The 24552-nt window shown below is 61.0% G+C and carries 22 protein-coding genes; 11 read left to right on the top strand and 11 right to left on the bottom strand.

Annotated features, from left to right (window positions below; all coding sequences use genetic code 11):
• Positions 1-43: 43 nt before the first annotated feature.
• The gene (locus HP556_RS20095; protein ID WP_068735059.1) at positions 44-844 is read right to left on the bottom strand and encodes a response regulator; all 801 of its coding nucleotides are present in this window, start codon (positions 842-844) and stop codon (positions 44-46) included.
• Positions 845-1081: 237 nt separating this feature from the next.
• Between HP556_RS20095 and HP556_RS20090 the strand changes: the two genes are divergently transcribed.
• From HP556_RS20090 to HP556_RS20055, 8 genes are all read left to right on the top strand, one after another.
• Positions 1082-1279, top strand: a complete 198-nt coding sequence (locus HP556_RS20090) for a NepR family anti-sigma factor (RefSeq protein WP_068735402.1) — start codon at positions 1082-1084, stop codon at positions 1277-1279.
• Positions 1279-1827, top strand: coding sequence for a sigma-70 family RNA polymerase sigma factor (locus HP556_RS20085; RefSeq protein WP_068735058.1), 549 nt, complete (start codon positions 1279-1281; stop codon positions 1825-1827). The genes HP556_RS20090 and HP556_RS20085 overlap by 1 nt, the downstream gene beginning before the upstream one ends.
• Before the next feature lie 230 nt (positions 1828-2057).
• Complete coding sequence (locus HP556_RS20080) at positions 2058-3281, top strand: ABC transporter substrate-binding protein (RefSeq protein ID WP_175368291.1); 1224 nt, start codon at positions 2058-2060, stop codon at positions 3279-3281.
• A gap of 160 nt (positions 3282-3441) precedes the next feature.
• Positions 3442-4677 carry an ABC transporter substrate-binding protein gene (locus tag HP556_RS20075; protein ID WP_175368290.1) on the top strand — a complete coding sequence of 412 codons (1236 nt, stop codon included), beginning with the start codon at positions 3442-3444 and terminating at the stop codon, positions 4675-4677.
• 159 nt (positions 4678-4836) lie between these two features.
• A complete protein-coding gene (locus HP556_RS20070) occupies positions 4837-6072 on the top strand; it encodes an ABC transporter substrate-binding protein (protein ID WP_420878683.1) in 1236 nt (411 codons plus the stop codon).
• Between the two features lie 176 nt (positions 6073-6248).
• Positions 6249-7490, top strand: coding sequence for an ABC transporter substrate-binding protein (locus tag HP556_RS20065; protein WP_175368288.1), 1242 nt, complete (start codon positions 6249-6251; stop codon positions 7488-7490).
• Positions 7491-7672: 182 nt separating this feature from the next.
• Positions 7673-8914, top strand: a complete 1242-nt coding sequence (locus HP556_RS20060; RefSeq protein WP_175368287.1) for an ABC transporter substrate-binding protein — start codon at positions 7673-7675, stop codon at positions 8912-8914.
• A 230-nt stretch (positions 8915-9144) separates the two neighbouring features.
• A complete protein-coding gene (locus HP556_RS20055) occupies positions 9145-10425 on the top strand; it encodes a glycerate kinase type-2 family protein (protein WP_175368286.1) in 1281 nt (426 codons plus the stop codon).
• A gap of 157 nt (positions 10426-10582) precedes the next feature.
• Here HP556_RS20055 and HP556_RS20050 read toward each other — a convergent pair whose 3' ends face one another.
• Entirely contained in the window at positions 10583-11089 is a 507-nt protein-coding gene (locus HP556_RS20050; RefSeq protein WP_081421958.1) for a MarR family winged helix-turn-helix transcriptional regulator, read from the bottom strand.
• A gap of 185 nt (positions 11090-11274) precedes the next feature.
• Here HP556_RS20050 and HP556_RS20045 point away from each other — a divergent pair, with 185 nt between their 5' ends.
• The 3 genes from HP556_RS20045 to HP556_RS20035 are packed head-to-tail and all read left to right on the top strand — an operon-like array spanning position 11275 to position 14824.
• On the top strand, positions 11275-12315 hold the full coding sequence (locus HP556_RS20045; RefSeq protein ID WP_175368285.1) for a branched-chain amino acid ABC transporter permease: 1041 nt from the start codon (positions 11275-11277) through the stop codon (positions 12313-12315).
• A 5-nt stretch (positions 12316-12320) separates the two neighbouring features.
• On the top strand, positions 12321-14096 hold the full coding sequence (locus HP556_RS20040) for a branched-chain amino acid ABC transporter ATP-binding protein/permease (protein WP_175368284.1): 1776 nt from the start codon (positions 12321-12323) through the stop codon (positions 14094-14096).
• Complete coding sequence (locus HP556_RS20035) at positions 14093-14824, top strand: ABC transporter ATP-binding protein (protein WP_175368283.1); 732 nt, start codon at positions 14093-14095, stop codon at positions 14822-14824. Before HP556_RS20040 ends, HP556_RS20035 begins: the two co-directional genes overlap by 4 nt.
• A 65-nt stretch (positions 14825-14889) precedes the next feature.
• Here the strand turns inward: HP556_RS20035 and HP556_RS20030 are convergent, their stop codons facing one another.
• From HP556_RS20030 to HP556_RS19990, 9 genes are all read right to left on the bottom strand, one after another.
• Positions 14890-16038: an ABC transporter substrate-binding protein gene (locus tag HP556_RS20030; protein ID WP_175368282.1), complete on the bottom strand. Its 1149-nt coding sequence runs from the start codon at positions 16036-16038 to the stop codon at positions 14890-14892.
• Positions 16039-16230: 192 nt separating this feature from the next.
• Entirely contained in the window at positions 16231-17379 is a 1149-nt protein-coding gene (locus tag HP556_RS20025; RefSeq protein ID WP_175368281.1) for an ABC transporter substrate-binding protein, read from the bottom strand.
• Positions 17380-17508: 129 nt separating this feature from the next.
• Positions 17509-18270: an SDR family NAD(P)-dependent oxidoreductase gene (locus HP556_RS20020; RefSeq protein ID WP_175368280.1), complete on the bottom strand. Its 762-nt coding sequence runs from the start codon at positions 18268-18270 to the stop codon at positions 17509-17511.
• Positions 18271-18318: 48 nt separating this feature from the next.
• Positions 18319-20202, bottom strand: coding sequence for a feruloyl-CoA synthase (locus tag HP556_RS20015; RefSeq protein ID WP_175368279.1), 1884 nt, complete (start codon positions 20200-20202; stop codon positions 18319-18321).
• A 65-nt stretch (positions 20203-20267) separates the two neighbouring features.
• Complete coding sequence (locus HP556_RS20010) at positions 20268-21059, bottom strand: crotonase/enoyl-CoA hydratase family protein (RefSeq protein WP_120291800.1); 792 nt, start codon at positions 21057-21059, stop codon at positions 20268-20270.
• A gap of 164 nt (positions 21060-21223) precedes the next feature.
• Entirely contained in the window at positions 21224-22078 is an 855-nt protein-coding gene (locus HP556_RS20005; RefSeq protein WP_175368278.1) for a cyclase family protein, read from the bottom strand.
• A gap of 171 nt (positions 22079-22249) precedes the next feature.
• A complete protein-coding gene (locus HP556_RS20000; protein WP_175368277.1) occupies positions 22250-22714 on the bottom strand; it encodes a DUF3237 domain-containing protein in 465 nt (154 codons plus the stop codon).
• A gap of 4 nt (positions 22715-22718) precedes the next feature.
• Positions 22719-24029, bottom strand: a complete 1311-nt coding sequence (locus HP556_RS19995) for a TRAP transporter large permease (protein ID WP_089265454.1) — start codon at positions 24027-24029, stop codon at positions 22719-22721.
• Between the two features lie 5 nt (positions 24030-24034).
• Complete coding sequence (locus tag HP556_RS19990; protein WP_231081064.1) at positions 24035-24529, bottom strand: TRAP transporter small permease; 495 nt, start codon at positions 24527-24529, stop codon at positions 24035-24037.
• Between the last annotated feature and the right edge of the window lie 23 nt (positions 24530-24552).

Raw genomic sequence — 24552 nt, 5'->3', positions numbered from 1 at the left:
GCGTCCCGAAGCTAGGACGCCTTGAAATCAGGACGCCTTGAAATCAGGACGCCTTGGCCGTCTTGTTCTTTGAGTTGCGCTGGAAGAACAGCGCCTGGCTGGCGACGGCCGAGACCATCGCGGGCTGGAACGGCTTCGAGATCAGGAAGGCCGGCTCCGGACGTTCGCCGGTTAGAAAACGCTCCGGATAGGCGGTGATGAAGACCACCGGCACTTCGAAGATGCGCAGCAACTCGTTCACCGCGTCAAGACCCGAGCTGCCATCGGCGAGCTGGATATCAGCGAGGATCAGGCCGGGCTTCTTGTTCTTCGCGAGCGCCACCGCATCTGCATGGGTGCGTGCAACGCCGATGACGTTATGACCGAGATTCTTCACGAGGCTTTCGAGATCCATCGCGATGAAGGTCTCGTCCTCGATGATGAGAACGTCGGTGGCGATTTCGGCGGCCATTTCTCGGCCGGCCGTATCGGCCAGCGTACGCACTTCCGCCACATCAGCATCGAGTACGAAGGCGACTTCCTCTTCCGAGAAGCCTTCGAGCGACAGCAACAGGAAGGCCTGTCGTGGCAGCGGGGTGATGTTGGAAATGCGCTTCTCGGAGGCGGCCTGCAGCGGCGCGACGTCCGGATTGTCGTTCAAGGCGACAGAGTTCCAAATCTGGGTGAACAGACGAAACAAGCCGGCACGGGCCCCGTGTTGCTCGTCGAGCAACGACTGGTCCTGTAGCAACGCTTCCAGCATGGCGCCTACATAGGCATCGCCTGAGGCCTGGTTACCTGTGAGGGCGCGGGCATAGCGCCGCAACAGCGGCAAGTGTTCAGCTACGAGCTGTGATCGGGACATCCCCACTCCATCCTGTCTGGTCAAAGACGACTCTACGTCAAAGTCGAAGGGGTATTCGGATACAATCCGGCTCCCTCGTTGTGCTTGTTTACGCCCCAGCCAGACAAAAGTTCCATCGGGTCGGAACTTTCGGCCACGCTCCGCATTAGATCGCCGACAGACGCCGCAAAGGCTTCAAAAATCAAGAAAATTTCTCAAATTCCAGGGATATGTCTTCTGGGGAATGTGGAACGGGTCATGAAAGATGTGAAGCCAAAGGGCGGATTAAACGCCGAAATCCAGTCACGGATCGGGCATCAGTTGCGCGCCATGTACGACGATGTCGTGCGACAGGGTGTGCCGGACCGATTTGCGGAGCTGATCCGCAAGCTGGACGGGGCTGAGGCTCAAGCCCAGATCGCTGGCGATCCTGGCAAAAATGAAGGAGGGGAATAATGCCTCTCACAGACTCACTCCGCGACGACATTCTGGCGTCGGTGCCTAGCCTGCGCGCCTTCGCGATCTCGCTCTCCGGCAACGGCGACCGGGCCGACGACCTCGTTCAGGAAACGCTGTTGCGCGCTCTCGCCAATATCGACTCCTTCCAGGTCGGCTCGAATCTCCCTGCGTGGTTGTTCACCATTCTGCGCAACCTGTTCCGGTCGGACTATCGCAAGCGGCGACGGGAAGTTGAGGATGCGGACGGTAGCTATGCCAAGACTCTGAAGACCCAGCCGGCACAAAACGCCCATCTGGAATTTGAGGAGTTTCGCGCGGCGCTTGAGAAGCTTCCGCAAGATCAGCGCGAAGCGCTTATTCTCGTCGGCGCATCGGGCTTCTCCTATGAGGACGCGGCCACAATCTGCGGCTGCGCCGTCGGCACCATCAAGAGCCGCGTCAACCGCGCGCGTTCGAAGCTCAGCGCTCTTCTCTATGTGGATGGCGCGGAAGATTTCGGCCCGGACGATACCGTCCGCGCAGTGATCGGCGGATCGGGCGGTTAGTTCGATCCGACAATTGAAGCAAGACAAGCGGTCACTTCGGTGGCCGCTTTTTTTGTGCGAGTTGGTATGAGTGTATCAGCAGCGCGCCGACTTCTTCCGCAATCGGGGCGAAGAACCGCCACCATCTTTCCGCCACACAGAAAGTGCCCCTCGCGCTCACATCGCCGGGGATTTTTGTTGATGCACATGCCATGAACGCCTCGCGACTGCTGTACGAGGACCAACCCGGGATGCCTGCCTTTCGACCACGAACCATCTCGCTTACCGCGGCACTGAGCCTCGCTTGCGCCGGCCATGCCCTCGCGCAGAAGCAATACGATCCCGGCGCATCCGACACCGAGATCAAGATCGGCAACATCATGCCCTATAGCGGGCCGGCTTCAGCCTATGGCATCGCGGGCATCATCGAGGCTGCCTATTTCCGCATGATCAACGATCAGGGCGGCATCAACGGCCGCAAGATCAGTTTCATCAGCTATGACGATGCCTATAATCCGTCCAAGGCCGTCGAGCAGGCCCGCAAGCTGGTCGAATCCGACGAGGTGCTCGTCGTGTTCAATCCACTAGGCACGCCGTCCAATGCGGCGATCCAGAAATATCTCAACATCAAGAAAGTGCCGCAACTGTTCGTCGCCGCCGGCGCGACCTATTTCGGAAATCACAAGGCTTTCCCGTGGACCATGGCGTGGCAGCCGCCCTATGAGAGCGAGGGCCGCATCTATGCGAAATATCTGCTGAAGGAAAAGCCCGACGCGAAGATCGCGGTGCTCTATCAGAACGACGACCTCGGCAAGGACGTGCTGAAGGGCCTGAAAGATGGTCTCGGCGACAAAGCTGGGGGCATGCTGATCGCCGCCGAAAGCTATGAGGTCACCGAGCCGACCATCGACTCCCACATCATCAATCTGAAAGCCTCCGGCGCCGATACCTTCATCAGCGTCACGACACCGAAGTCGGCGGTCCAGAGTATCCGCAAGGTGGCTGAACTCGGCTGGAAGCCGCTCTACATCCAGGGCTATGCCAGCGCGTCGATCAGTTCCGTGCTGAAACCGGCGGGACAGGAGAGTTCGCAAGGCATCCTGTCGGCCTATTACGCCAAGGACGGCTCAGATCCGCAATGGGACAATGACCCCGGCATGCAGCGCTTCTATACGTTCCTCGCCAAATACGCGCCGGACGCCCGCCGCAACGACATCTCCGTGGTCTATGGCTACGGCGCAGCTCAGACCATGGTTCAGGTGCTGAAGCAGGCAGGCGACGATCTCACCCGTGCCAATGTAATGAAGCAAGCCGCCCGCCTGAAGGACTTCGCGCCGGACACGATGCTGCCCGGCGTCAAGCTCAACACGTCCGCGACTGATTTCTACCCGATCGAACAGTTGCAGATGATGCGCTTCAAGGGCGACAAATGGGAGCTATTTGGCCCTGTGATCTCGGGCGAGATCAGCCGCTGAATTATACCGGGGGATGGCATATCCATTGCCCAATAAAGCAGCCCTTCGCGGTGTCATGGCGAGGGGCTTTTTGTTGCCGCATACACGTGAACGGTGTTCAATCCGGCCGGAGCCGCAAAGGCCCGCAAAACAAGACGAATAAAAATCAGGGAGTTCTGAAATGCCTTCGATCCGATCGCGCGCACTGGCTCTATCGGTTGCCGCGGCCCTCAGCGTCGCGGCCAGCGGCAGCGCGCTGGCCCAGAAGAAATACGACACCGGCGCCACTGACACCGAAATCACGATCGGCAACATTATGCCGTATAGCGGCCCTGCCTCGTCCTACGGACTGATCGGCAAGACCGAAACCGCCTATTTCAAAATGATCAATGACCAGGGCGGCATCAACGGCCGCAAGATCAATTTCATCAGCTACGACGACGCCTATTCGCCGCCCAAGGCGGTCGAACAGGCCCGCAAGCTGGTCGAAAGCGACGAGGCACTGTTCATCTTCAATTCGCTCGGCACGCCGTCGAATACCGCGTTCCAGAAATACATGAATGCCAAGAAGGTGCCGCAACTCTTCGTCGCCACCGGCGCCAGCAAGTGGAACGATCCGAAGCACTTCCCGTGGACGATGGGCTGGCAGCCGAGCTACGCGGTCGAAGCACAAATCTACGCAAAATATCTGATGAAGGAGAAGCCGGACGCCAAGGTCGCGGTGATCTATCAGAACGACGATTTCGGCAAGGACTACCAGAAGGCGTTCAAAGACGCGCTGGGTGCCAAGGCTGCCACGATGCTGGTCACGGAAGAGAGCTATGAGATTTCCGAGCCGACCATCGATTCCCACATCGTGAAAGTGAAGTCGCTCAATCCTGATGTTGTCGTCCATTTCGTAACGCCGAAATTCGCGGCTCAAGGCATCAAGAAGATCGGTGAACTCGGCTGGAAGCCGCTGCAGCTCGTGACCAATGTCAGCGTCTCCGTCGGAGCAGTGATGCAGCCGGCAGGCTTTGCCAATGCAGAGGGCGTCCTGTCGGCCGACTACCGCAAGGACGGCGCGGATTCGCAATGGAAAGACGATGCGGGCATGAAGAAATGGTCGGCCTTCATCGACAAATACATGCCGGGCGCCGATCGCACCGACAACAGCCTCGTCTACGGTTATGGCGCCGCGCAGACACTAGTGAAGGTGCTGGAGATGTGCGGTGACAACCTGACCCGCGAGAATGTCATGAAGCAGGCGGCAAGCCTGAAGGACTTCGCGCCAGACACGCTGCTGCCGGGCATTACCATCTCCACCTCGGCCACCGACTATGCGCCGATCGCGCAGTTGCGGATGATGCGCTTCAAGGGTGACAAGTGGGAGCTGTTCGGCGACGTGATCAATGCCGATACAACTGCGCCGGACTAGTGCCGCAGCACTTTGCACTGCACCACTGAAATAACGGAGCCCCTGCGATTTGGTCGCAGGGGCTTATTCTTGTGGCTGGCGCATCAGGGGTATTCAATGCGGACAGGAGTCGCAGAACTCCACCAAAGACCTGGGAAGAAATGATCACGGAGATCCATGATGCTCGCACGATCCATGCGCCTTGCAGCACTGCCTGCTGCTATGGCGCTTCTGGCCGCCGCCAGTGTGTCCGGCGCGCTCGCGCAAAAGAAATACGACACCGGCGCCACCGATACTGAAATCAAGATCGGCAACATCATTCCTTACAGCGGCCCCGCATCTGCCTATGGAACGATCGGCAAAACCGAGACCGCCTATTTCAATATGATCAACGCACAGGGCGGCATCAACGGACGCAAGATCAATTTCATCAGTTACGACGACGCCTATTCGCCGCCGAAAGCCGTGGAGCAGGTGCGAAGGCTGGTCGAATCCGACGAGGTGCTGGTGGTGTTCAATCCACTGGGTACGCCCTCGAACACCGCGATCCAGAAATATCTGAACGGCAAGAAAGTGCCGCAGCTTTTCGTTGCCACCGGCGCCACCAAGTGGAACGATCCGAAGAACTTCCCGTGGACGATCGGCTGGCAGCCCTCCTATCAGAGCGAAGCGCAGATCTATGCGAAGTATCTTCTGAAGGAGAAGCCGAACGCGAAAATCGGCGTGCTTTACCAGAACGACGATTTCGGCAAGGACTATCTGAAGGGCTTCAAGGACGGTCTCGGCGACAAGGCAGCATCGATGATCGCCATCGAGGACAGCTACGAGATCGCCGAGCCGACCATTGACACTCATGTAGTGAAGCTGAAAGCTGCGAACCCCGACGTGCTAATGATCTTCACGACGCCAAAATTCGCGGCACAGACTATCAAGAAGACCGCCGAGCTTGGCTGGAAGCCGTTGCAGATCCTCGCCAATGTCAGCGTCTCCGTAGGAGCCGTGATGCAGCCCGCCGGCTTCGACAATGCGCAGGGCGTGCTGTCGGCCTCCTACACCAAGGACGGTACCGACTCGCAGTGGAAGGACGATCCCGGCATGAAGAAGTGGAATGCGTTCCTCGACAAATACATGCCGGACGCCAACAAGGCGGATTCGAGCACGGTCTATGGCTATGGTGCTGCGCAGACGCTGGTCAAGGTGCTGCAGATGTGCGGCGACGACCTGACCCGGGCGAATGTCATGAAGCAGACCGCCAGCCTGAAGGACTTTACCCCCGACACGCTGCTGCCGGGCATCACCATCAATACCTCGCCCACCGATTTCGCGCCGATCTCGCAATTGCAGATGCAGCGTTTCAAGGGCGACAAATGGGAGCGCTTCGGCGAGATCTTCAGCGCCGACGCCGTCACGCAATAGCTCGGCTGCGGCAGCAGCTCTGCTGCATCAGCGAACACGAATTATACCGCCCCCGCGACATCGTCGCGGGGGCTTTTTCTTGCTGCGACATGCAGGTGGGTGTTGAATGCTCTCAGGAGCCGCAGAGCTCCACGTCAAGAAACGTGACACATCACAATTGATCAGGGAGATCAGAAATGCCCGCAATGCACTTGCGTTTGGCCGCGTTTTCAGCCGCCTCTTTGGCTGGCTTGGCTTTGCTCGCCGCGTCCGCCACCGGGGCGCTCGCCCAGAAAAAATATGACACCGGCGCCTCAGATACCGAAATCAAGATCGGCAACATCATGCCCTATAGCGGACCCGCCTCCGCCTATGGCGTGATCGGAAAAACCGAGGAAGCCTACTTCAAGAAGATCAATGCTGCTGGCGGCATCAACGGCCGCAAGATCAACTTCATCAGTTATGACGATGCCTATTCGCCGCCAAAAACCGTCGAGCAGGCGCGCAAGCTGGTGGAATCGGACGAAGTTCTGCTGGTGTTCAACTCGCTCGGCACACCGCCGAACTCGGCGATCCAGAAATACATGAACAGCAAGAAGGTGCCGCAACTGTTCGTGGCCACCGGCGCCACGAAGTGGAACGACCCGAAGGACTTCCCCTGGACCATGGGCTGGCAGCCCAACTACCAGAGCGAGACGCAGATCTATGCGAAATATCTTCTGAAGGAAAAGCCCGGCGCGAAGATTGCCGTCCTTTACCAGAACGATGACTATGGCAAGGACTATCTCAAAGGTCTGAAGGACGGCCTTGGCGCAAAGGCCGCCTCGATGATCGTAGTGGAGGAGAGCTACGAGACCTCCGAGCCGACCATCGACAATCACATCGTCAAGCTGAAGTCGTTGAACGCCGACGTATTCGTCAACATCACGACGCCGAAATTTGCGGCGCAGGCTATCAAGAAGGCCGCCGAGATCGGCTGGAAACCGATGCACTTCCTCAACAACGTGTCCAACTCGATCGGCAGCGTGATGAAGCCGGCCGGCTTCGAAAACTCGCAGGACATTATTTCCGCTGCGTATCTGAAGGACGTCGCGGACACCCAGTGGAACAACGACCCCGGCATGAAGGAATTTCTCGCCTTCCTCGACAAAGATTTTCCGGAAGGCAACAAGCTCGATGGATTGATCGTCACCGGTTACGGGGTCGCCCAGACGCTGGTTGAGGTTCTCAAGAAGTGCGGTGACAACCTGACCCGCGAAAACGTCATGAAGCAGGCGGCCAGCCTGAAGGACTTCCGAACCGAGGTGCTGCTGCCCGGCATCAAGATCAACACATCTGCGACCGACTTCGCGCCGATCAGCCAGCTTCAGCTGATGCGTTTCAAAGGCGATAAATGGGAGCTGTTCGGCGAGGTCATTAGCGCTGATGTAGGCGGCTGATCGCCCTCATTCCACATAACGGAAAATACGTGAGGCCCGCGTCAAAAACGGCGCGGGCCTTATTGCGTTTTTGGTCGCTTTCCATTTGAGCCATTGTGCAATCGCGGTATGACTATCTCGCAGGCGCAAAAGAGCCTGCAGAACAAGAAAATCTCGCCTTGCAAGCAAGGGAAGGAACTCAAATGTCTGCCACGTCCGCGCGGCTGTTGTCGCTCTCGGCCGCCACCGTGTTGCTCGTCGTTTCCTCGACCCACGTCCTCGCCCAAAAGAAATACGACACCGGCGCCAGCGACACCGAAATCAAGCTCGGCAATATCGTGCCCTACAGCGGCCCCGCTTCGGCCTATGGCGCGGTGGGCAAGGCGCAGGCAGGCTATTTCAAGATGATCAACGATCAGGGCGGCATCAACGGCCGCATGATCAACTACGTCAGCTATGATGATGCCTATTCGCCGCCGAAGGCTGTCGAGCAGACCCGCAAGCTCGTCGAGTCCGACGAAGTGCTCTTGATGTTCTCGGCGCTCGGCACGCCGTCCAATACGGCGATCCAGAAATATCTCAACGCCAAGAGGGTGCCGCAGCTGTTCCTCGCCACCGGCGCTACCAAATGGGCCGACCCGAAGAACTTCCCCTGGACCATGGGCTGGCTGCCCAGCTACCAGAGCGAAGGCCGCATCTACGCCAAGTACCTGCTGAAGGAAAAGGCCGGCGCCAAGATCGGCGTGCTCTATCAGAATGACGACTTCGGAAAGGACTACCTGAAGGGCGTCAAAGACGGCCTTGGCGACAAGGCCTCGTCCATCGTCATCGAGGAGAGTTATGAGCTCACCGAGCCGACCGTGGATTCCCACATCGTCAAGATGAAGTCGCTCAATCCCGACGTTGTCATCATCTTCGCGACGCCGAAGTTTGCCGCACAGACCATCAAGAAGATCGCCGAACTCGGCTGGAAGCCGACCATGATCGTTCCGGGCGTCAGCGTATCGATCGGTCAGGTGCTGCGTCCCGCAGGCTTCGAGAACGCGCAGGGCTTGCTCTCCGCGCACTACTCCAAGGACGCCACCGACCCGCAGTGGAAGGACGATCCGGGCATCAAGGCCTATCGCGAATTTCTCGCCAAATACGTGCCGGACGGCAACCCGTCGGATTCGTCGCTGATGTCCGGCTACAATATCGCCGAGACCATGGCGATCCTGCTCAAGCAGTGTGGCGACGATCTCACCCGCGCCAATGTGATGAAGCAGGCGGCGAACCTGAAAGACGTCCAGCAGTCGACGCTGCTGCCGGGCGTCAAGGTCAACACCTCGCCCACCGACTTCTCGCCCATTGAGCAGATGCAGCTGATGCGGTTCGAGGGTGAGAACTGGAAACTGTTCGGCGACGTGCTGACCGGTGAACTCGGCGAAAGCGGCAAGGGCGGTTAGCTCTTACTTCCCCTCTCCCCCAGCGCAGCGAAGCTGCGCGCCGCGGGAGAGGGTGCCTGAGCGAAGCGAAGGCGGGAGAGGGCTCCTTGCTTCTTAAGCGAAGCCCCCCTCTCCCGTCTCGAACCGCTCGGCGCTTCGATCCACCCTCTCCCACCAGTCGCGACTGCGCCGCGTCCGGGGGCGAGGGGAAGCGCTTGCCGTCCCTGCCGTAGAGCGGCATAACCCCGAGCATGACCGACAAACGCCCCCTGCTCCGCGCAATTTTCGATGCCGCAGTTGCTGCGGCCCATCCCGATGTCATCCTCAGCGCCCACCTGCCGGCGCCGCCGAAAGGCCGCATCATCTGCCTCGCCGCCGGCAAGGGCGCCGCGGCCATGGCCGCTGCCGCAGAGGCGCATTATCTCGACACGCTGAAGCTCGATCCCGCGCGCCTCACCGGCATCGCCACCACGCGCCATGGCCATGGGGTGCCGACACGGCGCATTCATGTGGTCGAGGCCGGCCATCCCGTGCCCGATGAAGCAGGCCTCAAGGGTGCCGATGACAGCCTCAAGCTCGCGGCGGAAGCCACTGCCGACGACCTGTTGCTGGTGCTGATCTCGGGCGGCGGCTCCGCCAACTGGACCGCGCCTGTGGCGGGCATCACCTTCCAGCAGAAGCAGCAGCTCAACCGCGCGCTACTTCGCTCCGGCGCGGTGATCGGCGAGATCAACACCGTGCGCAAGCATCTGTCGCGTATCAAGGGCGGCCGCCTTGCCCGCGCTGGGCAGAAGGCCGAGATCGTGTCGCTGGCGATTTCCGACGTGCCGCATGACGATCCCGCCGTGATCGCATCGGGACCGACGGTGCCGGATACAACAACGCTGGCCGATGCCCGTGCCATCATCGCGAAATTCAATCTCGCCATCGATGACGCGGTACGGGCGGCGCTCAGCGATGAGGCCAATGAAAGCGTGAAGCCGAACGACGTCGCATTCGCACGTGCGCGTTTTGAGCTGATCGCGCGTCCGCGCGAGTCACTCGATGCCGCGATCAAGGTGGCCAGTGATGCCGGCTATGAGATTGTCGATCTCGGCGCCGATCTCGAAGGCGAAGCGCGCGAGGTTGCCGCCGAGCATGCGAAGCTGGCGCTTAAGGCCAAGGCCGACGGCAAGAAGCTCGCGATCCTCTCCGGCGGCGAACTCACTGTGACCGTCACGGGCAACGGCCGCGGCGGCCCGAACCAGGAATACGCGCTAGCGCTCGCGGATGCTTTCAAGGATACCACCGGCATCGTCGCGCTCGCCGGCGACACCGACGGCGCTGATGGCGGCGCCGGCAGCGCCAGCGATCCCGCCGGCGCGGTCATCGATGCGCGTACGTTCGAGGCAATGCGCGCACAGAAGCTCGATGCGAAGGCAACGCTGGCGAATAACGACGCGACGACGTTCTTCACCGCGACAGGCGATCTGCTGCAGACCGGGCCGACGCTGACCAATGTGAATGATATCAGGGTGATTTTGGTGGGGTAACCCACACCGTCATTCCGGGGCGTGCGAGCGCCGCTCGCGTGAACCTCAGCCACTCCACTTGGAGTGGCGATCCCGATATGAGTGTCACATGTCGAGGTTCCGGGCTCGGTCCCGTCGCCTGCGGCGCCGGTCCCGCCCCGGAATGACGAGTGTTTGGCTAAAACTCGCGGGCAATCTTCGCCATCATCCCGAGCAGCGCCTTGTGCTCGGCCGGCCCCAGCACCTCGATCAGCCGCGCTTCATGCCGCGTCGCCACCAGCTTCTTGGCGCGGGCCAGCGTGGCACGCCCCTTGTCGGTGAGCATCAGCACGTGGGAGCGGCGATCGCTCGGCGAGCGCATCCGCGTCAGCAAGTCGCGACTCTCGAGAGCGTCAAGCAGCGAAACGAAATTCGGACGGAGAATGCCGAGCGTATTGGCGATTTCGGTCTGGTTGCGGCCCGGGTTCTTGTCCAGCAGCAGCAGCACCGAGAACTGCGCCGGCGTCAGCTGCAGTGGCGCCATGCAGCGTAGGAAGTCTTCAAACACTTTCAACTGCGCACGTTTCAGCGAATAGCCTAGCAGTTCGGACAGTTCGCCGAGCTGCAGCGCACCGCCCTCCTCGTCGAACCCGACGGGCGCGACCTGCTTGGCTTGATCCTGAGACGTCATCTTTGAAACAGTCATCGCTCGCTTTCCGCGATACCCGGCGGCTTGAATGAAACACCTGGGCGACGTGCGACAGGCCTTGAGATTATGTTCAATAATCGTTATGAAGTATATCAAATAGAGGGCGGGTTTCAACCGCCATTGTTGATCGTCCCGCGCCTGTGGTATCCGGCGCGCCAGACAGTGTGGGGGAGCGCGCGGCTTTGAATACGACGATTTTGCTGTTCCTTTTGCAGGACGGCATCACCAATGGCGCGATTTATGCGCTGCTCGGGCTGGCCCTGGTGCTGGTCTTTGCGGTCACACGTATCATCCTGATCCCCCAGGGCGAATTCATCACCTTTGGCGCGCTGACCTATGCCAGCCTCTCGGCCGGCCAGATGCCTGGCACCATCAAGCTCGCCGTCGCCATGGGCGTCGTGGCCTTTGCCTTCGATCTCTTCACCTTCCGCAAGGCGCTCCATGCCAGGCGCGTACTGCGCTCGATTGCGGTCAATATCGTGTTCCCGCTGGCGATCTGGGGCGTGATGTGGGCGCTGGGTGGACGGCCGGGGAATATCGCCCTCAACATCGCGCTTTCGCTGCTGATCGTCGCCGCCATCGGCCTTTATCTCTATCGCATCGCGTTCCAGCCGATCGCCCACACATCGGTTCTGGTACTGCTGATCGCCTCGGTGGGCTGCCACCTCGCGCTGCAGGGGTTTGGCCTCGTCTTCTTCGGCGCCGAAGGCCAGCGCGGCCCTGCGATCTCGTCTGACGCCATCACCATCGGCGCGCTGCGCTTCACCGGCCAGAGCATCGCCGTCTATGGCATCACCATCGCGCTGATCGTCGGGTTGTGGCTGTTCTTCGGCTACACGCTTTATGGCAAAGCGCTGCGCGCCACGGCGGTAAACCGCCTCGGTGCTCGCCTCGCCGGCATCCGCACCTCACTGTCGGGTCAGATCGCATTCCTGCTGGCCTCGGTCATCGGCGCCATCTCAGGCATTCTGATCGTGCCGATCACCACGCTCTATTACGACACCGGCTTCCTGATCGGCCTGAAGGGCTTCGTCGCCGCGATCATCGGCGGCCTCGTCAGCTATCCGCTGACGGCTGCCGCCGCGATCCTGGTCGGCTGCGTCGAGGCATTCTCGTCCTTCTATGCGAGCAACTACAAAGAGGTCATCGTCTTCACGCTGATCCTTCCGGTTTTGGTGCTGCGCTCGCTCGCCGCACCTGAAGTCGAAGAAGAGAAGGATTAAGCGCCATGCGACAGCGTCTCCTTCCCATTCTCGTCTTCGCGCTGGTGATGGCTGCGATCCCGTTCGTGCCGGGCGTGCCGCCATTCTGGATCGTGCTGCTCGACAATATCGGCCTCGCCGCGCTCGTCGCCATGGGCCTCGTGCTGCTCACTGGCGTCGGCGGCCTGACCTCATTTGGCCAGGCGGCGTTCTGCGGTTTCGGCGCCTATACGACGGCCTATCTCAGCACCGCCTATGGCATGTCGCCGTGGCTGACGCTGCCGATGTCACTGATCGTCTCGGGCCTCGCCGCGGTACTGCTCGGCATCATCACCATGCGTCTGTCGGGCCACTATCTTCCGCTCGGCACCATCGCCTGGGGCATCAGCCTGTTCTATCTGTTCAGCAAGCTGGAATTCCTCGGCCGTAACGACGGCATCTCGGGCATCCCGCCGCTGTCGATCGGCACGTGGAAGATGCTGGATCCCGGTTCGATCTATTTCCCGATCTGGATCGCGGTCATCATCTGCGCGCTGCTGTCGATGAACCTTCTGGACTCGCGGACCGGCCGCGCCATCCGCGCGCTACGCCGCGGCCATATCGCAGCCGAAGCCTTCGGCGTACAGACCGCACGCGCAAAGCTCTTGGTCTTCATCTACGCAGCAGTTCTCGCCGGCCTGTCCGGCTGGCTCTACGCGCATTTCCAGCGCGCTGCGAATCCGACGCCGTTCGGACCGCATCTTGGCATCGAATATCTGTTCATCGCGGTGGTCGGCGGCGCCGGCTATGTCTGGGGCGGTGTGCTCGGTGCGGCCGTGGTCGTGATCCTCAAGGAAGTGCTTCAAAGCTATCTCCCGCTGATCTTCGGCGGCGGCGGAGGCCAGCTCGAAACCATCGTGTTCGGCATCCTGCTCGTCGCGCTGCTGCAACTCGCGCCAACTGGCATGTGGCCGTGGCTGACCGCGTGGCTGCCGGCCGGCGACAGCCGCAAGCGCCCCGCGCCAGCCGATGCACTGCCCGCCCGCAACGACCACCGTCCGGATACCGGCGTCTTGCTGCAGGTCGACAAGGCGCGCAAACAGTTCGGCGGCGTCGTCGCCGTCAACGACGTGTCGTTCAATGTGCAGGCGCGCGAGATCGTCGCTTTGATCGGCCCCAACGGCGCCGGCAAGAGTACGACCTTCAACCTAATCACCGGCGTACTGGCCGCAACCGCCGGCAAGGTCACGGTACTCGGCAAGGGTGTGTCCGGCGCGCCGCCGCAGGAGATCGTCAAGCTCGGCATTGCCCGTACCTTCCAGCATGTGAAGCTGGTGCCCGATATGACCGTGCTGGAAAACGTCGCCCTCGGCGCGCATCTGCGCGGACGTTCGGGCGCTATCGCCAGCATGCTGAGGCTTGACCGCGCCGACGAAGCGAAGCTGCTCGCGGAAGCTGCCAAGCAGATCGAACGTGTCGGTCTCGGCGACCAGATGAACCAGCTTGCGGGATCCTTGTCGCTCGGCCAGCAGCGCATCGTCGAGATCGCCCGCGCACTCTGCGTCGATCCGATGCTGCTGCTGCTCGACGAGCCCGCGGCCGGCTTGCGCCACATGGAGAAGCAGCAACTGGCATCGCTGCTGCGCCAGCTCCGCGACGGCGGCATGTCGGTGCTGCTGGTCGAACACGACATGGGCTTCGTCATGAATCTCGCCAACCGCATCGTGGTGCTCGATTTCGGTACCAAGATCGCCGAGGGCACACCGGCTGACATCAAGACCAATCCCGACGTCATCAAGGCCTATCTGGGAGCGGTCGCATGAGCGCGTTGCTACAAGTCTCTGATGCGCATGTCGCCTATGGCAAGGTCGAGGCCGTGCGTGCGGTCAATCTCGAGGTTCGCACCGACGAGATCGTCACGATCATTGGCGCCAATGGCGCCGGCAAAACCACGCTGCTCAATGCGGTGATGGGTATCCTGCCGCTGAAGGGTAGCGTGGCATTCGCCGGACATGACGTCTCCAAGATCGACATCGAAGACCGCGTCGCTGCCGGCCTCAGCCTCGTGCCCGAGCATCGCGAATTGTTCGCCACGATGAATGTGGAAGACAACCTGCTGCTCGGCGCCTTCCGTATCGACAAGGCGACTGCCGCGCGATCTTTCGAGCACGTCTACACCCTGTTCCCGCGCCTCAAGGAACGCCGCAAGCAGCTCGCCGGCACATTATCGGGCGGCGAACAGCAGATGCTGGCCATGGGCCGCGCACTGATGGGCGCGCCGAAGCTGCTAATGCTCGACGAACCAAGCCTCGGCCTCGCCCCGATCATCGTCGCCGACATTTTCCGCATCGTCAGCGAGCTGAAGGCTGCCGGCGTCTCAGTGCTGCTGGTCGAGCAGAACGCGCAGGCCGCACTGAAGATCGCCGACCGCGCTTATGTGATGGAGCTCGGCGAGTTCATCCTGGATGGCGCCGCCAGCGATATCGCCAGCAACCAGCGCGTGGTGGCGAGCTATCTTGGCTTTCAGCACGAAGGCGCGAGCGCAATCTGATCTCGATCATATGAAAAAGCCGGCTGCCTCGTGACAGCCGGCCTTTGTTTGAACTGTGCTCCGGTTTACTTCGCTGGAACGTACTTCCCGTCCTTGACCGTCAGCAGGATCCGCGAGCGATCATCGACGCCGTTGCGGTCCTGTTCGGTGTAGTTGTAAACGCCCTGTGTCGCGGCGATTTCCTTCTCGCTCATCAGCGCCTGGCGGATGGCCTCGCGGAATTCCGGGGTGCCGGGCTTGGCGGTCTTCAACGCCACGGGCACGACGCGCTTCAGCACTTCGAACACGTCATAGGCGTGACCCGCGAACTGGCTGCGGCTGTTGGCGCCGTATTTGGCCTCGTAGGCCGCATTGAGTTCGAGGCCGGGCTTCTTGGTCAGCGCGGATTCCGGCTGGCCTTCCGGATACATCACCGGACCCGCAGCCATCAGCACGTTTTCGGCGGATTTTCCGGCGATGCGGATGAAGTCTGATGAGGCGGCGCCGTGGGTCTGATAGATCAGGCCCTTGTAGCCGCGATCGCGCAGTTCGGACTGCGGCATGCCGGCGCCGGTGCCGGCGGCACCGATCAGGATGGCATCGGGATTGGCGGCGATCAGCTTCAGCGCCTGGCCGGTGATCGACGTATCCGGACGCGCGAAGCGCTCATCATCGACAATGGACATGCCCATCGTTGATGTCTGCGCCTTGAGGTCGTTGAACCACAGGTCGCCATAGGAATCCGAATAGCCGACATAGCCGATGGTCTTCACGCCGTGGACCTTCATGTGGTCGTACATGACCTTGCCGACGATCTCGACCGGCTGCGGCATATCCACCGACCACTTGATGCGCGCCGGCGTAAACGGCATCGGCGACAGGCTGAAATGCGGAATGCCGGCTTCATTAGCGACCGCCGAGATGGCGACCGAGGACGGCACGATCGACGAGCCGACCATGATGTCGGCCTTGGATTCCGACACGAACCGGCGCGCGTTGGTGGTGGCGATGGACGGATCGCCGCCGTCGTCGAGCACAATCAGCTTCAACGGCACGCCGCCGATGTCCTTGGGCACGAATTCCAGCGCGTTGCGCTCGGGCACGCCCAGCGCGGCCGCGGGGCCCGTGGTGGAAATGCTGATGCCGACGGTGATGTCGGCAGTCTGGGTTTCGGCGGGGGTGGCAATCGCCAGCGAGACGGCAACAGCCGCGATCGCCAGGTGAAGCTTAGACATGTCTTATCTTTCTCGTGTGGAAGCGGAGAGCGCCGAAAGCGGCAGCGATACCGGCAGACGTGGCGCTGGTTGTGGCCGCGCGAAGGCTCGCGCACAGCAAAAAGCCGACCCTCTGGCGAGGGCCGGCCTTGTTATCGAAAAATGCCGGCGAAGCAAAGGCGCTTCGCGCCACTGCCCTCCGTCAGATCTGCATTACTGGGCGAGAACGTATTTGCCGTCTTTCACCGTCAGCAAGATGCGCGAACGCTCATCCAGACCATACCGATCCTTTTCCGTGAAGTTGTAGACGCCCTGGGTGGCGGCAATCTCACGCTCGGTGAGCAGCGCCTGCCGGATCGCCTCGCGGAACTCCGGAGTGCCAGGCTTGGCGGTCTTCAGCGCCGTCGGGATCACTCGCTTCAGCACCTCGAAGGCGTCATAGGAGTGGCCGGCGAACTGGCTGCGGCTGTTGGGGCCATATTTGGCCTCATAGGCGGTGTTGAGCGCCATGCCGGGCTTCTTGGTCAGCGCCGTGTCGGCCTGGCCTTCCGGATACATCACGGGGCCGGAGGCCATCAGCACGCCCTCGGCGGCCTTGCCGGCGATGCGGATGAAGTCCATCGAGGCAGCGCCGTGGGTCTGGTAGATCAGGCCCTTATAGCCCTTGTCGCGCAATTCGGTCTGCGGCAGCGCTGCCGCGGTGCCGGAGGCACCGACCAGGATCGCGTCAGGATTGGCAGCGATAAGTTTCAGCACCTGGCCCGTGACCGACGTATCCGGACGGGCAAAGCGCTCTTCCGCCGCGATGTTGATACCCATCGGCACTGCCTGGGTCTTGAGATCGTTGAACCACAGATCGCCGTAGCTATCGGAATAGCCGATATAGCCGATGGTCTTGATGCCCTTGGACTTCATGTGGTCGTACATCACCTTGCCGACGATTGGCACGGGCTGGGGCATGGCCACTGACCACTTGGCGCGTTCCGGCGTGATCGGCAGCGGCGACAACGCGAAATGCGGGATGCCGGCTTCGTTGGCCACATTGGACACCGCAATGCTGGTTGGCGTCACCGCCGAGCCCATGATGAGGTCGGCCTTGGATTCGGTCATGAAACGACGGGCATTGGTGGTCGCGGTGGTCGGATCGCCGCCATCGTCGAGCACGATGATCTTGAGCGGCACGCCGCCGATTTCCTTCGGCACGAATTCCAGCGCGTTGCGTTCGGGAATGCCCAGCGCGGCCGCGGGGCCCGTGGTTGACGTGGTGATGCCGATAGTGATGTCAGAGGTCTGGGCAACAGCCGGGCCGGCCAGTGCCAGCGAAGCGGCAACGGCCGCGATCGCCAAGTGATGCTTGGTCATGGGTCTCTCCCTCAAGGTCATTTTTTATATGGTCAGCTAAATCAAAGTTCGGCTGGCTTATCAGCCCCTTCTTTAGGTCAGTGCGCCCGTACCGGTAAAGGGCTGGCGCACTGATGCTTTGCCGCAGGCTTAACGTGGCGCCATGCGCAGCGAGGCGTCGAGCCGGACCACCTCGCCGTTCAGATACGGATTATCGATCATGTGCAGTGCGAGAGACGCGAATTCGTCGGCATGGCCGAGCCGGCGTGGGAACGGGATCGCTGCGGCGAGACTGTCCTGCGCCTCCTGCGGCAGGCCCGCCAAAAGCGGCGTCATGAACAGGCCCGGCGCGATGGTCAGCACGCGGATGCCGAACTGGGCCATCTCGCGGGCAATGGGCAGCGTCATGCCGACGATGCCGCCCTTGGACGCCGAATAGGCGGACTGGCCGATCTGGCCGTCATAGGCCGCCACCGAGGCTGTCGAGATCACCACGCCGCGCTCGCCGGTCTCCAGCGGCTCCAGCTTGGACATCGGGTCCGTTGCCAGGCGGATCATATTGAACGAGCCAATCAGGTTGACGCGAATGACCTTGTCGAAATCGCCGAGCGCCATCGGACCATCGCGGCCGATCACGCGCTTGGCGACGCCGACGCCAGCGCAGTTCACCAGCACACGCGCCGGGCCGTGCGCATTGGCGGCGGCGGCGACCGCGGTTTCAGCGGAGGCGGCGTCGGACACGTCGCAGGAAATGGCAACACCGCCGATTTCCTTGGCGACGGCTTCGGCGAGGGCGATGTTGAGATCGAGCAGCGCGACTTTCGCGCCCTGCGCGGCGAGCCTGCGGGCGGTCGCAGCGCCGAGACCGGAAGCGCCACCCGTGACGATAGCGGCCTGGTTCTTCAATTGCATGATGTCCTCCCCTGTTCGATTTCTCTGCCGTTCATTGGCGGCTTTCAACTAGATCGCGATCACTTTCGCGACTTCCGGATTCCCATAGATATCGTCGATCAACCTGGCGCGATGCTCCAGCACCGCGCGCTGATTGACCGAGCCCTTGTCCGTGACCTCGCCGCGATCGATGGACAGTGGTGTGTCGAGCAGCACCACCTTGGCAATCCGCGTGGAGGACCCCGTCGCGCCAGCCATGAAACGTGCGAGGCGCTCACGAAACGCGTTGCGGATGATCGGATCATTGGCCGCCGCAGTGAGGTCGCCCACAGGAAGATCGGGATTGATCACACGGCAGCCATCGAGATCGAGAATAACGAGAGCTGCGAGTTCGTCGCGGTTGATGCCGGCGATGACGACATCGCGCACCAGCGGCGCGCAGGTGCCGACGAAGCGCGCGCGCAGCGGGCCAACACTGACCCAGGTGCCGCTGCCGAGCTTGAAATCCTCGGAGATGCGGCCGTCGAAATCAAACCCGGCGGAGAGATCATCGGGATCGACGGCCTTCAGCGCATCGCCGAAGATGTAATAGCCTTCCTCGTCGAACGCCTTCGCGGTCAGTTCCGGCTCGCGCCAATAGCCCGGCGTGATGTTCGGCCCTTTAGCGCGCACTTCCATCTTGCCGTTGTTCGGCACCAGCTTGGCATCGTTGCCCGGCACCGGAAGGCCGACATGGCCTGAGCGACTGGTCACCGGATTGACGCACATGAAGAAGGGCGAGGTCTCGGTCGCGCCGAGACCCGTCAGCATAGGCACGCGCACGCCCGTGGCTTGCACCGACAGTTCGTCAAGACTGTCCCAGACATAGGCGGACAGCGCTGCGCCGGAGAAGAACATTGCGTGCAGCCGCGCGAAGAATTTTTCACGCAGCGCGGCATCTTCGCGCAGATAGGGCAGCAGCGATTCATAGCCTTTGGGGACGTTGAAATAGACCGTCGGCGAGATCTCGCGGAGATTACGAATTGTCTGTTCGATACCCGCGGGCGTCGGCTTGCCGTCGTCGAGATACATCGAACCGCCATTGAACAGTGTCAGCCCGATATTGTGATTACCGCCAAAGGTGTGATTCCATGGCAGCCAGTCGATGATCACCGGCGGCTCGTCCTTCAGGAAGGCCAGCGTATCGCGTAGCATGATCTGGTTGGCGCACATCATGCGCTGGGTGTTGATCACAGCCTTCGGATTGCCGGTGGAGCCTGAGGTCAGCAAAAACTTCGCGATGGAATCGGGACCGATGGCTGCGTTCGCTGCGTCGAGATTGGCGGCCTCCGGTGTCACGAGCAGATCAGAGAGTTTGGTCACGCGCCGGTCCGGCAGAGCGCCGGTACTTACGACGACTTCAGTGCCTTCGGGCACATTGAAGTGAATAGCGTTCGTGAATGCATTGGCGTCATCGACAAAGACCAGCCCCGGCGTCAGCAGCTTCATGAGATAGCCGAGCTTGCCGTAGTCCTTCGACACCAGCGAATAGGCCGGCGACACTGGAGCGTAGGGAATGCCGGCATAGAGCGCGCCGAAGGCGATCAGTGCATGATCGACCGAATTGCCGGAGAGAATGACGATGGGCTTGTCGGCGGACAACTCGCGCGACAGCAGCGCCGAGGCGATGTGGCGCACCGCATCCAGCATCTGCGCGTAAGTGACTTCACGCCAGCCGCCGCCTTCCGCGCGCTCAGCCATGAAGACGCGATCCGGCGCTTCCCTGGCCCAGTGATGCAGATAGTCGGTGACACGGTCCGGATAGTCGCCGATGGCATTGGTCGGACGCAGATAGATGGTGCCGTCGTCGTGGCGCTCGATGGTGACCGCGGGATCGCCATAGGAAATCGGCCGCAGCGGATGCGCGGTTATCGCTCGCTTTGTCTGATCGATTTTGTCGGCACTTGCAGACATTGTTTCCGCCCTGTGTATTCGTCCCGATTGTTGCTTTTATTTTTGTTCGTTGTCGTCTTGCAGGATTAGCCGGGCTTCACCTTGCCTGCCTTGCGCTCCAGAAAATCCCTGATGCGATTTTTCGCCTCCTGATCGCTCTGCGCCACCGAGGCCATCAGCGCTTCGAGCATCAGGCCTGTCTGCGGACTGGCTTCGGCGATCAGCGGCAAGGCCTGCAGCACGGCAAAATTTGTCAACGGTGCGTTCTGCGCGACACGCTCGGCAAGCTCTATGGCCTTGGGCAAGGCGCCGCCGGCTTCCGTCAGATACTGCGCGAAGCCGAGCGCCACGCCCTCCTCCGCCTTGTAAACACGGCCGGTGAGCATCATGTCGGCCATCCGGTGCACACCGATCAGGCGCGGCAGACGCATCGAGCCGCCGCCACCGACGAAGATACCGCGGCTGCCTTCCGGCAGCGCGTAATAGGCCGAGGGATCGGCAACGCGAATATGCGCGGAGCAAGCCAGTTCAAGGCCGCCGCCGATCACTGCGCCCTGTAGTGCGGCGATCACTGGGACGCGGCAATGCTGGATGATATCGAACACCCGGTGCCACATCCGCGAATGCATCAAGCCGGCTGTCGCGTCGCGCTCGGTGAGTTCGGACAGATCGAGACCCGCGGAAAAATGCCCGCCGATGCCGTGGACGACGACGGCACCGATTTCCTCGGGCAGCGACGCGAAGCAACGCTCGATGTCCAGGATCAGTCCATCGTTCAGCGCGTTGCGCTTGGCAGGACGGTTCAGGCCCACGATCAGCACGCGGCCTTGGGTTTCGATCTGGAGCATGGCAGCGGTAGCGGCGACGGCTTGGTTCATGAGCGCGATTAGGTCCTGGCTAGAATAATTATATCTTATAACGAATAGCGCATGAGTCAATCTTGCGGTGCAATAGGCTGATCTCGTCCTGCATAAAGTCAGGTATTCCGGTGCGACAGCGATCCGGTCTCGCCTGATAGACCGGATCGCCTCTCTTACCAGGGCTAGCGGATCGCCACCGGGTTGATCATGCTCTGCACACCGCCCTTGAAGCGGGGCTGACCAAGCACGAACAGGAACTCGTAGCCTTTGTCCTTGGCCAGTTCGGATGTGTCCATGTTTTCGAGGATGTAAGTCCCGTTCATCGCCAGAAGTATCTGGTGGATTTCAAATACATTGCCGGTTTCGAACGGCAGCACCTCGACGCCCCAGGTATCGGCGCCGACCGCGACGACACCCTTGCTGGTTAGATACTTAGCGCCCTCGGCGCCGAGGCCGGGCTCGCCGGCATTGTAGCGTTTATCGTCCTTGCCGAGCAGGCTGAGCCATCCGGTGTGGAACAGCACGACGTCGCCTTGCCTGATCTCAACGCCCTGCGCCTTGGCGACCTCCTCGATTTCCTTGACATTGAAAGCAGTGCCTTCCTTGACCACGTCGGTCTTGTGGTAGGCCGCCATGTCCAGCAGCACGCCACGGGTGACGAGCGGCGGCACCTTGTCGATGCCGAGCTTCTTAAGGCCAGTAGGATCACCAAAGTCTGCAATTTTGTTGCCGTTATAGTAGACGTGATTGACGCCGACCCAGCCGTTGAGCATGTCGTCGTTGTAGGTCGCGTGATTGGGACCGAGCCCGGGATTGCCGGCCTGACCGGGCTGTACCACGGTGATCTTGAAACCGCGGGGCGGATAGGCCGGCGTGTCAGCGCCCACCGGAATGCCGAGCGCATAGGTCTTCCCGGTCTTCACCAGTTGCGCGGCCGACTTCACCAGATCGGGCTTCATGTAGTTGGCGGCGCCGATTTCGTCGTTTGGCCCCCATTTAGATTTGGTCCAGTCCTGCGCTATCGACGGAACAACCATGACAAGCGAAATGGCAGTCCCAAGCAGATACGCTCTCAGCCTCGTCGCCTCCCTATGTTGGCCGGCTTTTTGCCGGTCGATCGGAAGTTAACTACACAAAGATCATGTTGCGTATGCGAAACTACGCGTCAGGACGCCGCCGCCCGCGTTCATGGAATTGCCACAACGCTGTCACAGCACCTGATGCACCGCAAGCTCGACACGGTCGGGATGCCGTGCGCCGACACCGATGAACAGGTTCTGCATCAGCCAACGATACTTGGGATGCCCTGTCTCGAATTTCGGCACCGAGCGGAAATAGATCAGGGTGGGATCGACCGCCTCGCCCCGAGCGATGCGATCAAGCGCCTCCTTCGGGCCAAAGCGGACGCCTATATTCTCGATATAGATCACGGCGCCGTCATCGAGTTCGAATGTGTATTTCGCTTCAAGCTCGGTAAAGCCATCCGGGCGGATGACCTGGAAGTCGGCGCCGCTTGGATGGATCGTGCCCTTGATGCCCTCGCCCTGCACGGTGCCGCCAAGGACCGGGATGACGCGACGGATGCCATATCCGAGATCACCGGCCACGACCGGCGTGCCGACCTTGATCGACAGGCTGAAGACATATCTCGTCACAAGCTGCGGTGTCGTCATGATGTCATCCAATCATCCGCATCGGCAGCCAGGTGGCAATCAGCGGGAACAGGATCAGCAGCACGAGACGGATCAGGTCGGTAACCACGAATGGCAGCACGCCTTTGAATATCGTCGACATGCTGACGTCCTTGATCACACTCTTGATGACGAACACGTTCATGCCAACCGGCGGGTGAATCAGGCCGAGCTCGACGGTCATGACAATGACGATGCCGAACCAGATCGGATCGAAACCAAGCGCCATAATCACCGGAAACACGATCGGCACGGTGAGGATCACCATGGCCATGGCATCCATCAGGCAGCCCAGCACCAGATACATCAGGAGGATCAGCGCCAGTACGCCGTAGGGGCCGATGCCGAGGCCGGTGAGGAACTCGGTGACGTGCTGCGGGGTCTGGGTAATCGTGAGAAAATAGCCAAAGCACAGCGCACCGATGAGCACGGTGAACACGGCGGCAGCGGTCCGCGTCGCTTGCAGCAATGACTGCAGGATGCCGTCCTTGTTCAGCTTGCCGCGCAGCACGCCGATGATGAAGGCGCCGACCGCGCCGACCGCACCGGCTTCGGTCGGGATGAAGAAGCCGCCATAAAGGCCGCCAATCACGAAGACGAACAGCAACAATGGCGACCAGACATCGCGGATCGCCGCGGCGCGCTCGCGCCACGAGGCTTTCGGGCCAGCCGGCAAGAAGCCCGGCTTGACCACGCCGATGATCGCAATGGTGATCATGTGCATGACGATAGCGAGCAGGCCCGGCACGATGCCGGCGATGAACAGCTTGCCTATGTCTTGCTGGGTAATAATGCCGTAAACCGCCAATACCGTGGACGGCGGCAGCATCGCGCCGAGCGTGCCGCCCACGGCGATGACACCCGTGGCGAAGCTCTGCGGATAATTGAAACGCCGCATTTCCGGATAGGCAACGGCGGAGAATGTCGCGGCCGTCGCCACCGACGAACCGGAGATCGCGGCAAAGCCGCCGCAGGCGGCGATGGTCGCGATGCCCAATCCGCCCTTCCAGTGGCCGACAAAGGTGTTGGCCGCGCGAAATAGTTCACGGCTGATACCCGACACCGAAACGAAGGCGCCCATCAGGAGGAACATCGGGATCACGCCAAAGGAATAGTCCGTCACCGTCCGCATGGTAGTCTGGCCGACCAGTTTCAGCGCTGGCGCAAAACCAGTGAGATAGCCAAAGCCCGTGATGCCCACGAGCCCCATTGCCATACCAACCGGCACGCGCAACAGCATCAACACGAACAGGCTGACAAAGCCGATGACGGCAACCGCTTCGTTACTGAGATCCATGCGATTTACTCTGCCGTCTTGATTTCGGGTTCATGCATCTCTTCCGGATGGAAGATCAGCCTGTAAGTGCGGATCGCGATCAACAGCACCGCCGAAACGTCGCCGATCCATGACAGCAGGAAGAACGGCCAGACCGGCAGTTGCAGATCCATGGTGACGATGTGGCTCGAATAAGTATCCACAACCTTGTCGAACAGCGTGTAGGTCTGCACGGTCACGACGAACAGCAGCACCAAGGTTGCGAACACGTCGATCCAGCGCTGATACTTTGGCGTGGCATTGGCCCAGACCAGATCGACGGTGATGTGCGAGCCGCGATAGGACGTCGCGGCGATGCCCCAGAAGATCAGCACGCCAAGCATGAACTGGCCGATATTGTAATAATCGGGGATCGTGACCGCAAAGAATTTTCGCATAAACACCGCGATGAAAGTGTTCAGCGCGACGATACCGACGAAGAACGCGGCAATCCACTCGATGGAATCGATAAAGCGATCCATCACGTTCTTGCGGGGCGGCTCCG

Origin of the sequence: Tardiphaga robiniae (genome assembly GCF_013359755.1) — a bacterium.
Classification (GTDB): Bacteria; Pseudomonadota; Alphaproteobacteria; order Rhizobiales; family Xanthobacteraceae; genus Tardiphaga; species Tardiphaga robiniae.
This window is presented reverse-complemented; position numbering and strand designations above follow the sequence as displayed.

What these genes read in the sequence shown, in the direction of transcription:
- HP556_RS20095 (WP_068735059.1), bottom strand. Translation starts at nt 844, where the DNA reads ATGTCCCGATCACAGCTCGTAGCTGAACACTTGCCGCTGTTGCGGCGC.
- HP556_RS20090 (WP_068735402.1), top strand. Translation starts at nt 1,082, where the DNA reads ATGAAAGATGTGAAGCCAAAGGGCGGATTAAACGCCGAAATCCAGTCA.
- HP556_RS20085 (WP_068735058.1), top strand. Translation starts at nt 1,279, where the DNA reads ATGCCTCTCACAGACTCACTCCGCGACGACATTCTGGCGTCGGTGCCT.
- HP556_RS20080 (WP_175368291.1), top strand. Translation starts at nt 2,058, where the DNA reads ATGCCTGCCTTTCGACCACGAACCATCTCGCTTACCGCGGCACTGAGC.
- HP556_RS20075 (WP_175368290.1), top strand. Translation starts at nt 3,442, where the DNA reads ATGCCTTCGATCCGATCGCGCGCACTGGCTCTATCGGTTGCCGCGGCC.
- HP556_RS20070 (WP_420878683.1), top strand. Translation starts at nt 4,837, where the DNA reads ATGCTCGCACGATCCATGCGCCTTGCAGCACTGCCTGCTGCTATGGCG.
- HP556_RS20065 (WP_175368288.1), top strand. Translation starts at nt 6,249, where the DNA reads ATGCCCGCAATGCACTTGCGTTTGGCCGCGTTTTCAGCCGCCTCTTTG.
- HP556_RS20060 (WP_175368287.1), top strand. Translation starts at nt 7,673, where the DNA reads ATGTCTGCCACGTCCGCGCGGCTGTTGTCGCTCTCGGCCGCCACCGTG.
- HP556_RS20055 (WP_175368286.1), top strand. Translation starts at nt 9,145, where the DNA reads ATGACCGACAAACGCCCCCTGCTCCGCGCAATTTTCGATGCCGCAGTT.
- HP556_RS20050 (WP_081421958.1), bottom strand. Translation starts at nt 11,089, where the DNA reads ATGACTGTTTCAAAGATGACGTCTCAGGATCAAGCCAAGCAGGTCGCG.
- HP556_RS20040 (WP_175368284.1), top strand. Translation starts at nt 12,321, where the DNA reads ATGCGACAGCGTCTCCTTCCCATTCTCGTCTTCGCGCTGGTGATGGCT.
- HP556_RS20035 (WP_175368283.1), top strand. Translation starts at nt 14,093, where the DNA reads ATGAGCGCGTTGCTACAAGTCTCTGATGCGCATGTCGCCTATGGCAAG.
- HP556_RS20030 (WP_175368282.1), bottom strand. Translation starts at nt 16,038, where the DNA reads ATGTCTAAGCTTCACCTGGCGATCGCGGCTGTTGCCGTCTCGCTGGCG.
- HP556_RS20025 (WP_175368281.1), bottom strand. Translation starts at nt 17,379, where the DNA reads ATGACCAAGCATCACTTGGCGATCGCGGCCGTTGCCGCTTCGCTGGCA.
- HP556_RS20020 (WP_175368280.1), bottom strand. Translation starts at nt 18,270, where the DNA reads ATGCAATTGAAGAACCAGGCCGCTATCGTCACGGGTGGCGCTTCCGGT.
- HP556_RS20015 (WP_175368279.1), bottom strand. Translation starts at nt 20,202, where the DNA reads ATGTCTGCAAGTGCCGACAAAATCGATCAGACAAAGCGAGCGATAACC.
- HP556_RS20010 (WP_120291800.1), bottom strand. Translation starts at nt 21,059, where the DNA reads ATGAACCAAGCCGTCGCCGCTACCGCTGCCATGCTCCAGATCGAAACC.
- HP556_RS20005 (WP_175368278.1), bottom strand. Translation starts at nt 22,078, where the DNA reads ATGGTTGTTCCGTCGATAGCGCAGGACTGGACCAAATCTAAATGGGGG.
- HP556_RS20000 (WP_175368277.1), bottom strand. Translation starts at nt 22,714, where the DNA reads ATGACGACACCGCAGCTTGTGACGAGATATGTCTTCAGCCTGTCGATC.
- HP556_RS19995 (WP_089265454.1), bottom strand. Translation starts at nt 24,029, where the DNA reads ATGGATCTCAGTAACGAAGCGGTTGCCGTCATCGGCTTTGTCAGCCTG.
- HP556_RS19990 (WP_231081064.1), bottom strand. Translation starts at nt 24,529, where the DNA reads ATGGATCGCTTTATCGATTCCATCGAGTGGATTGCCGCGTTCTTCGTC.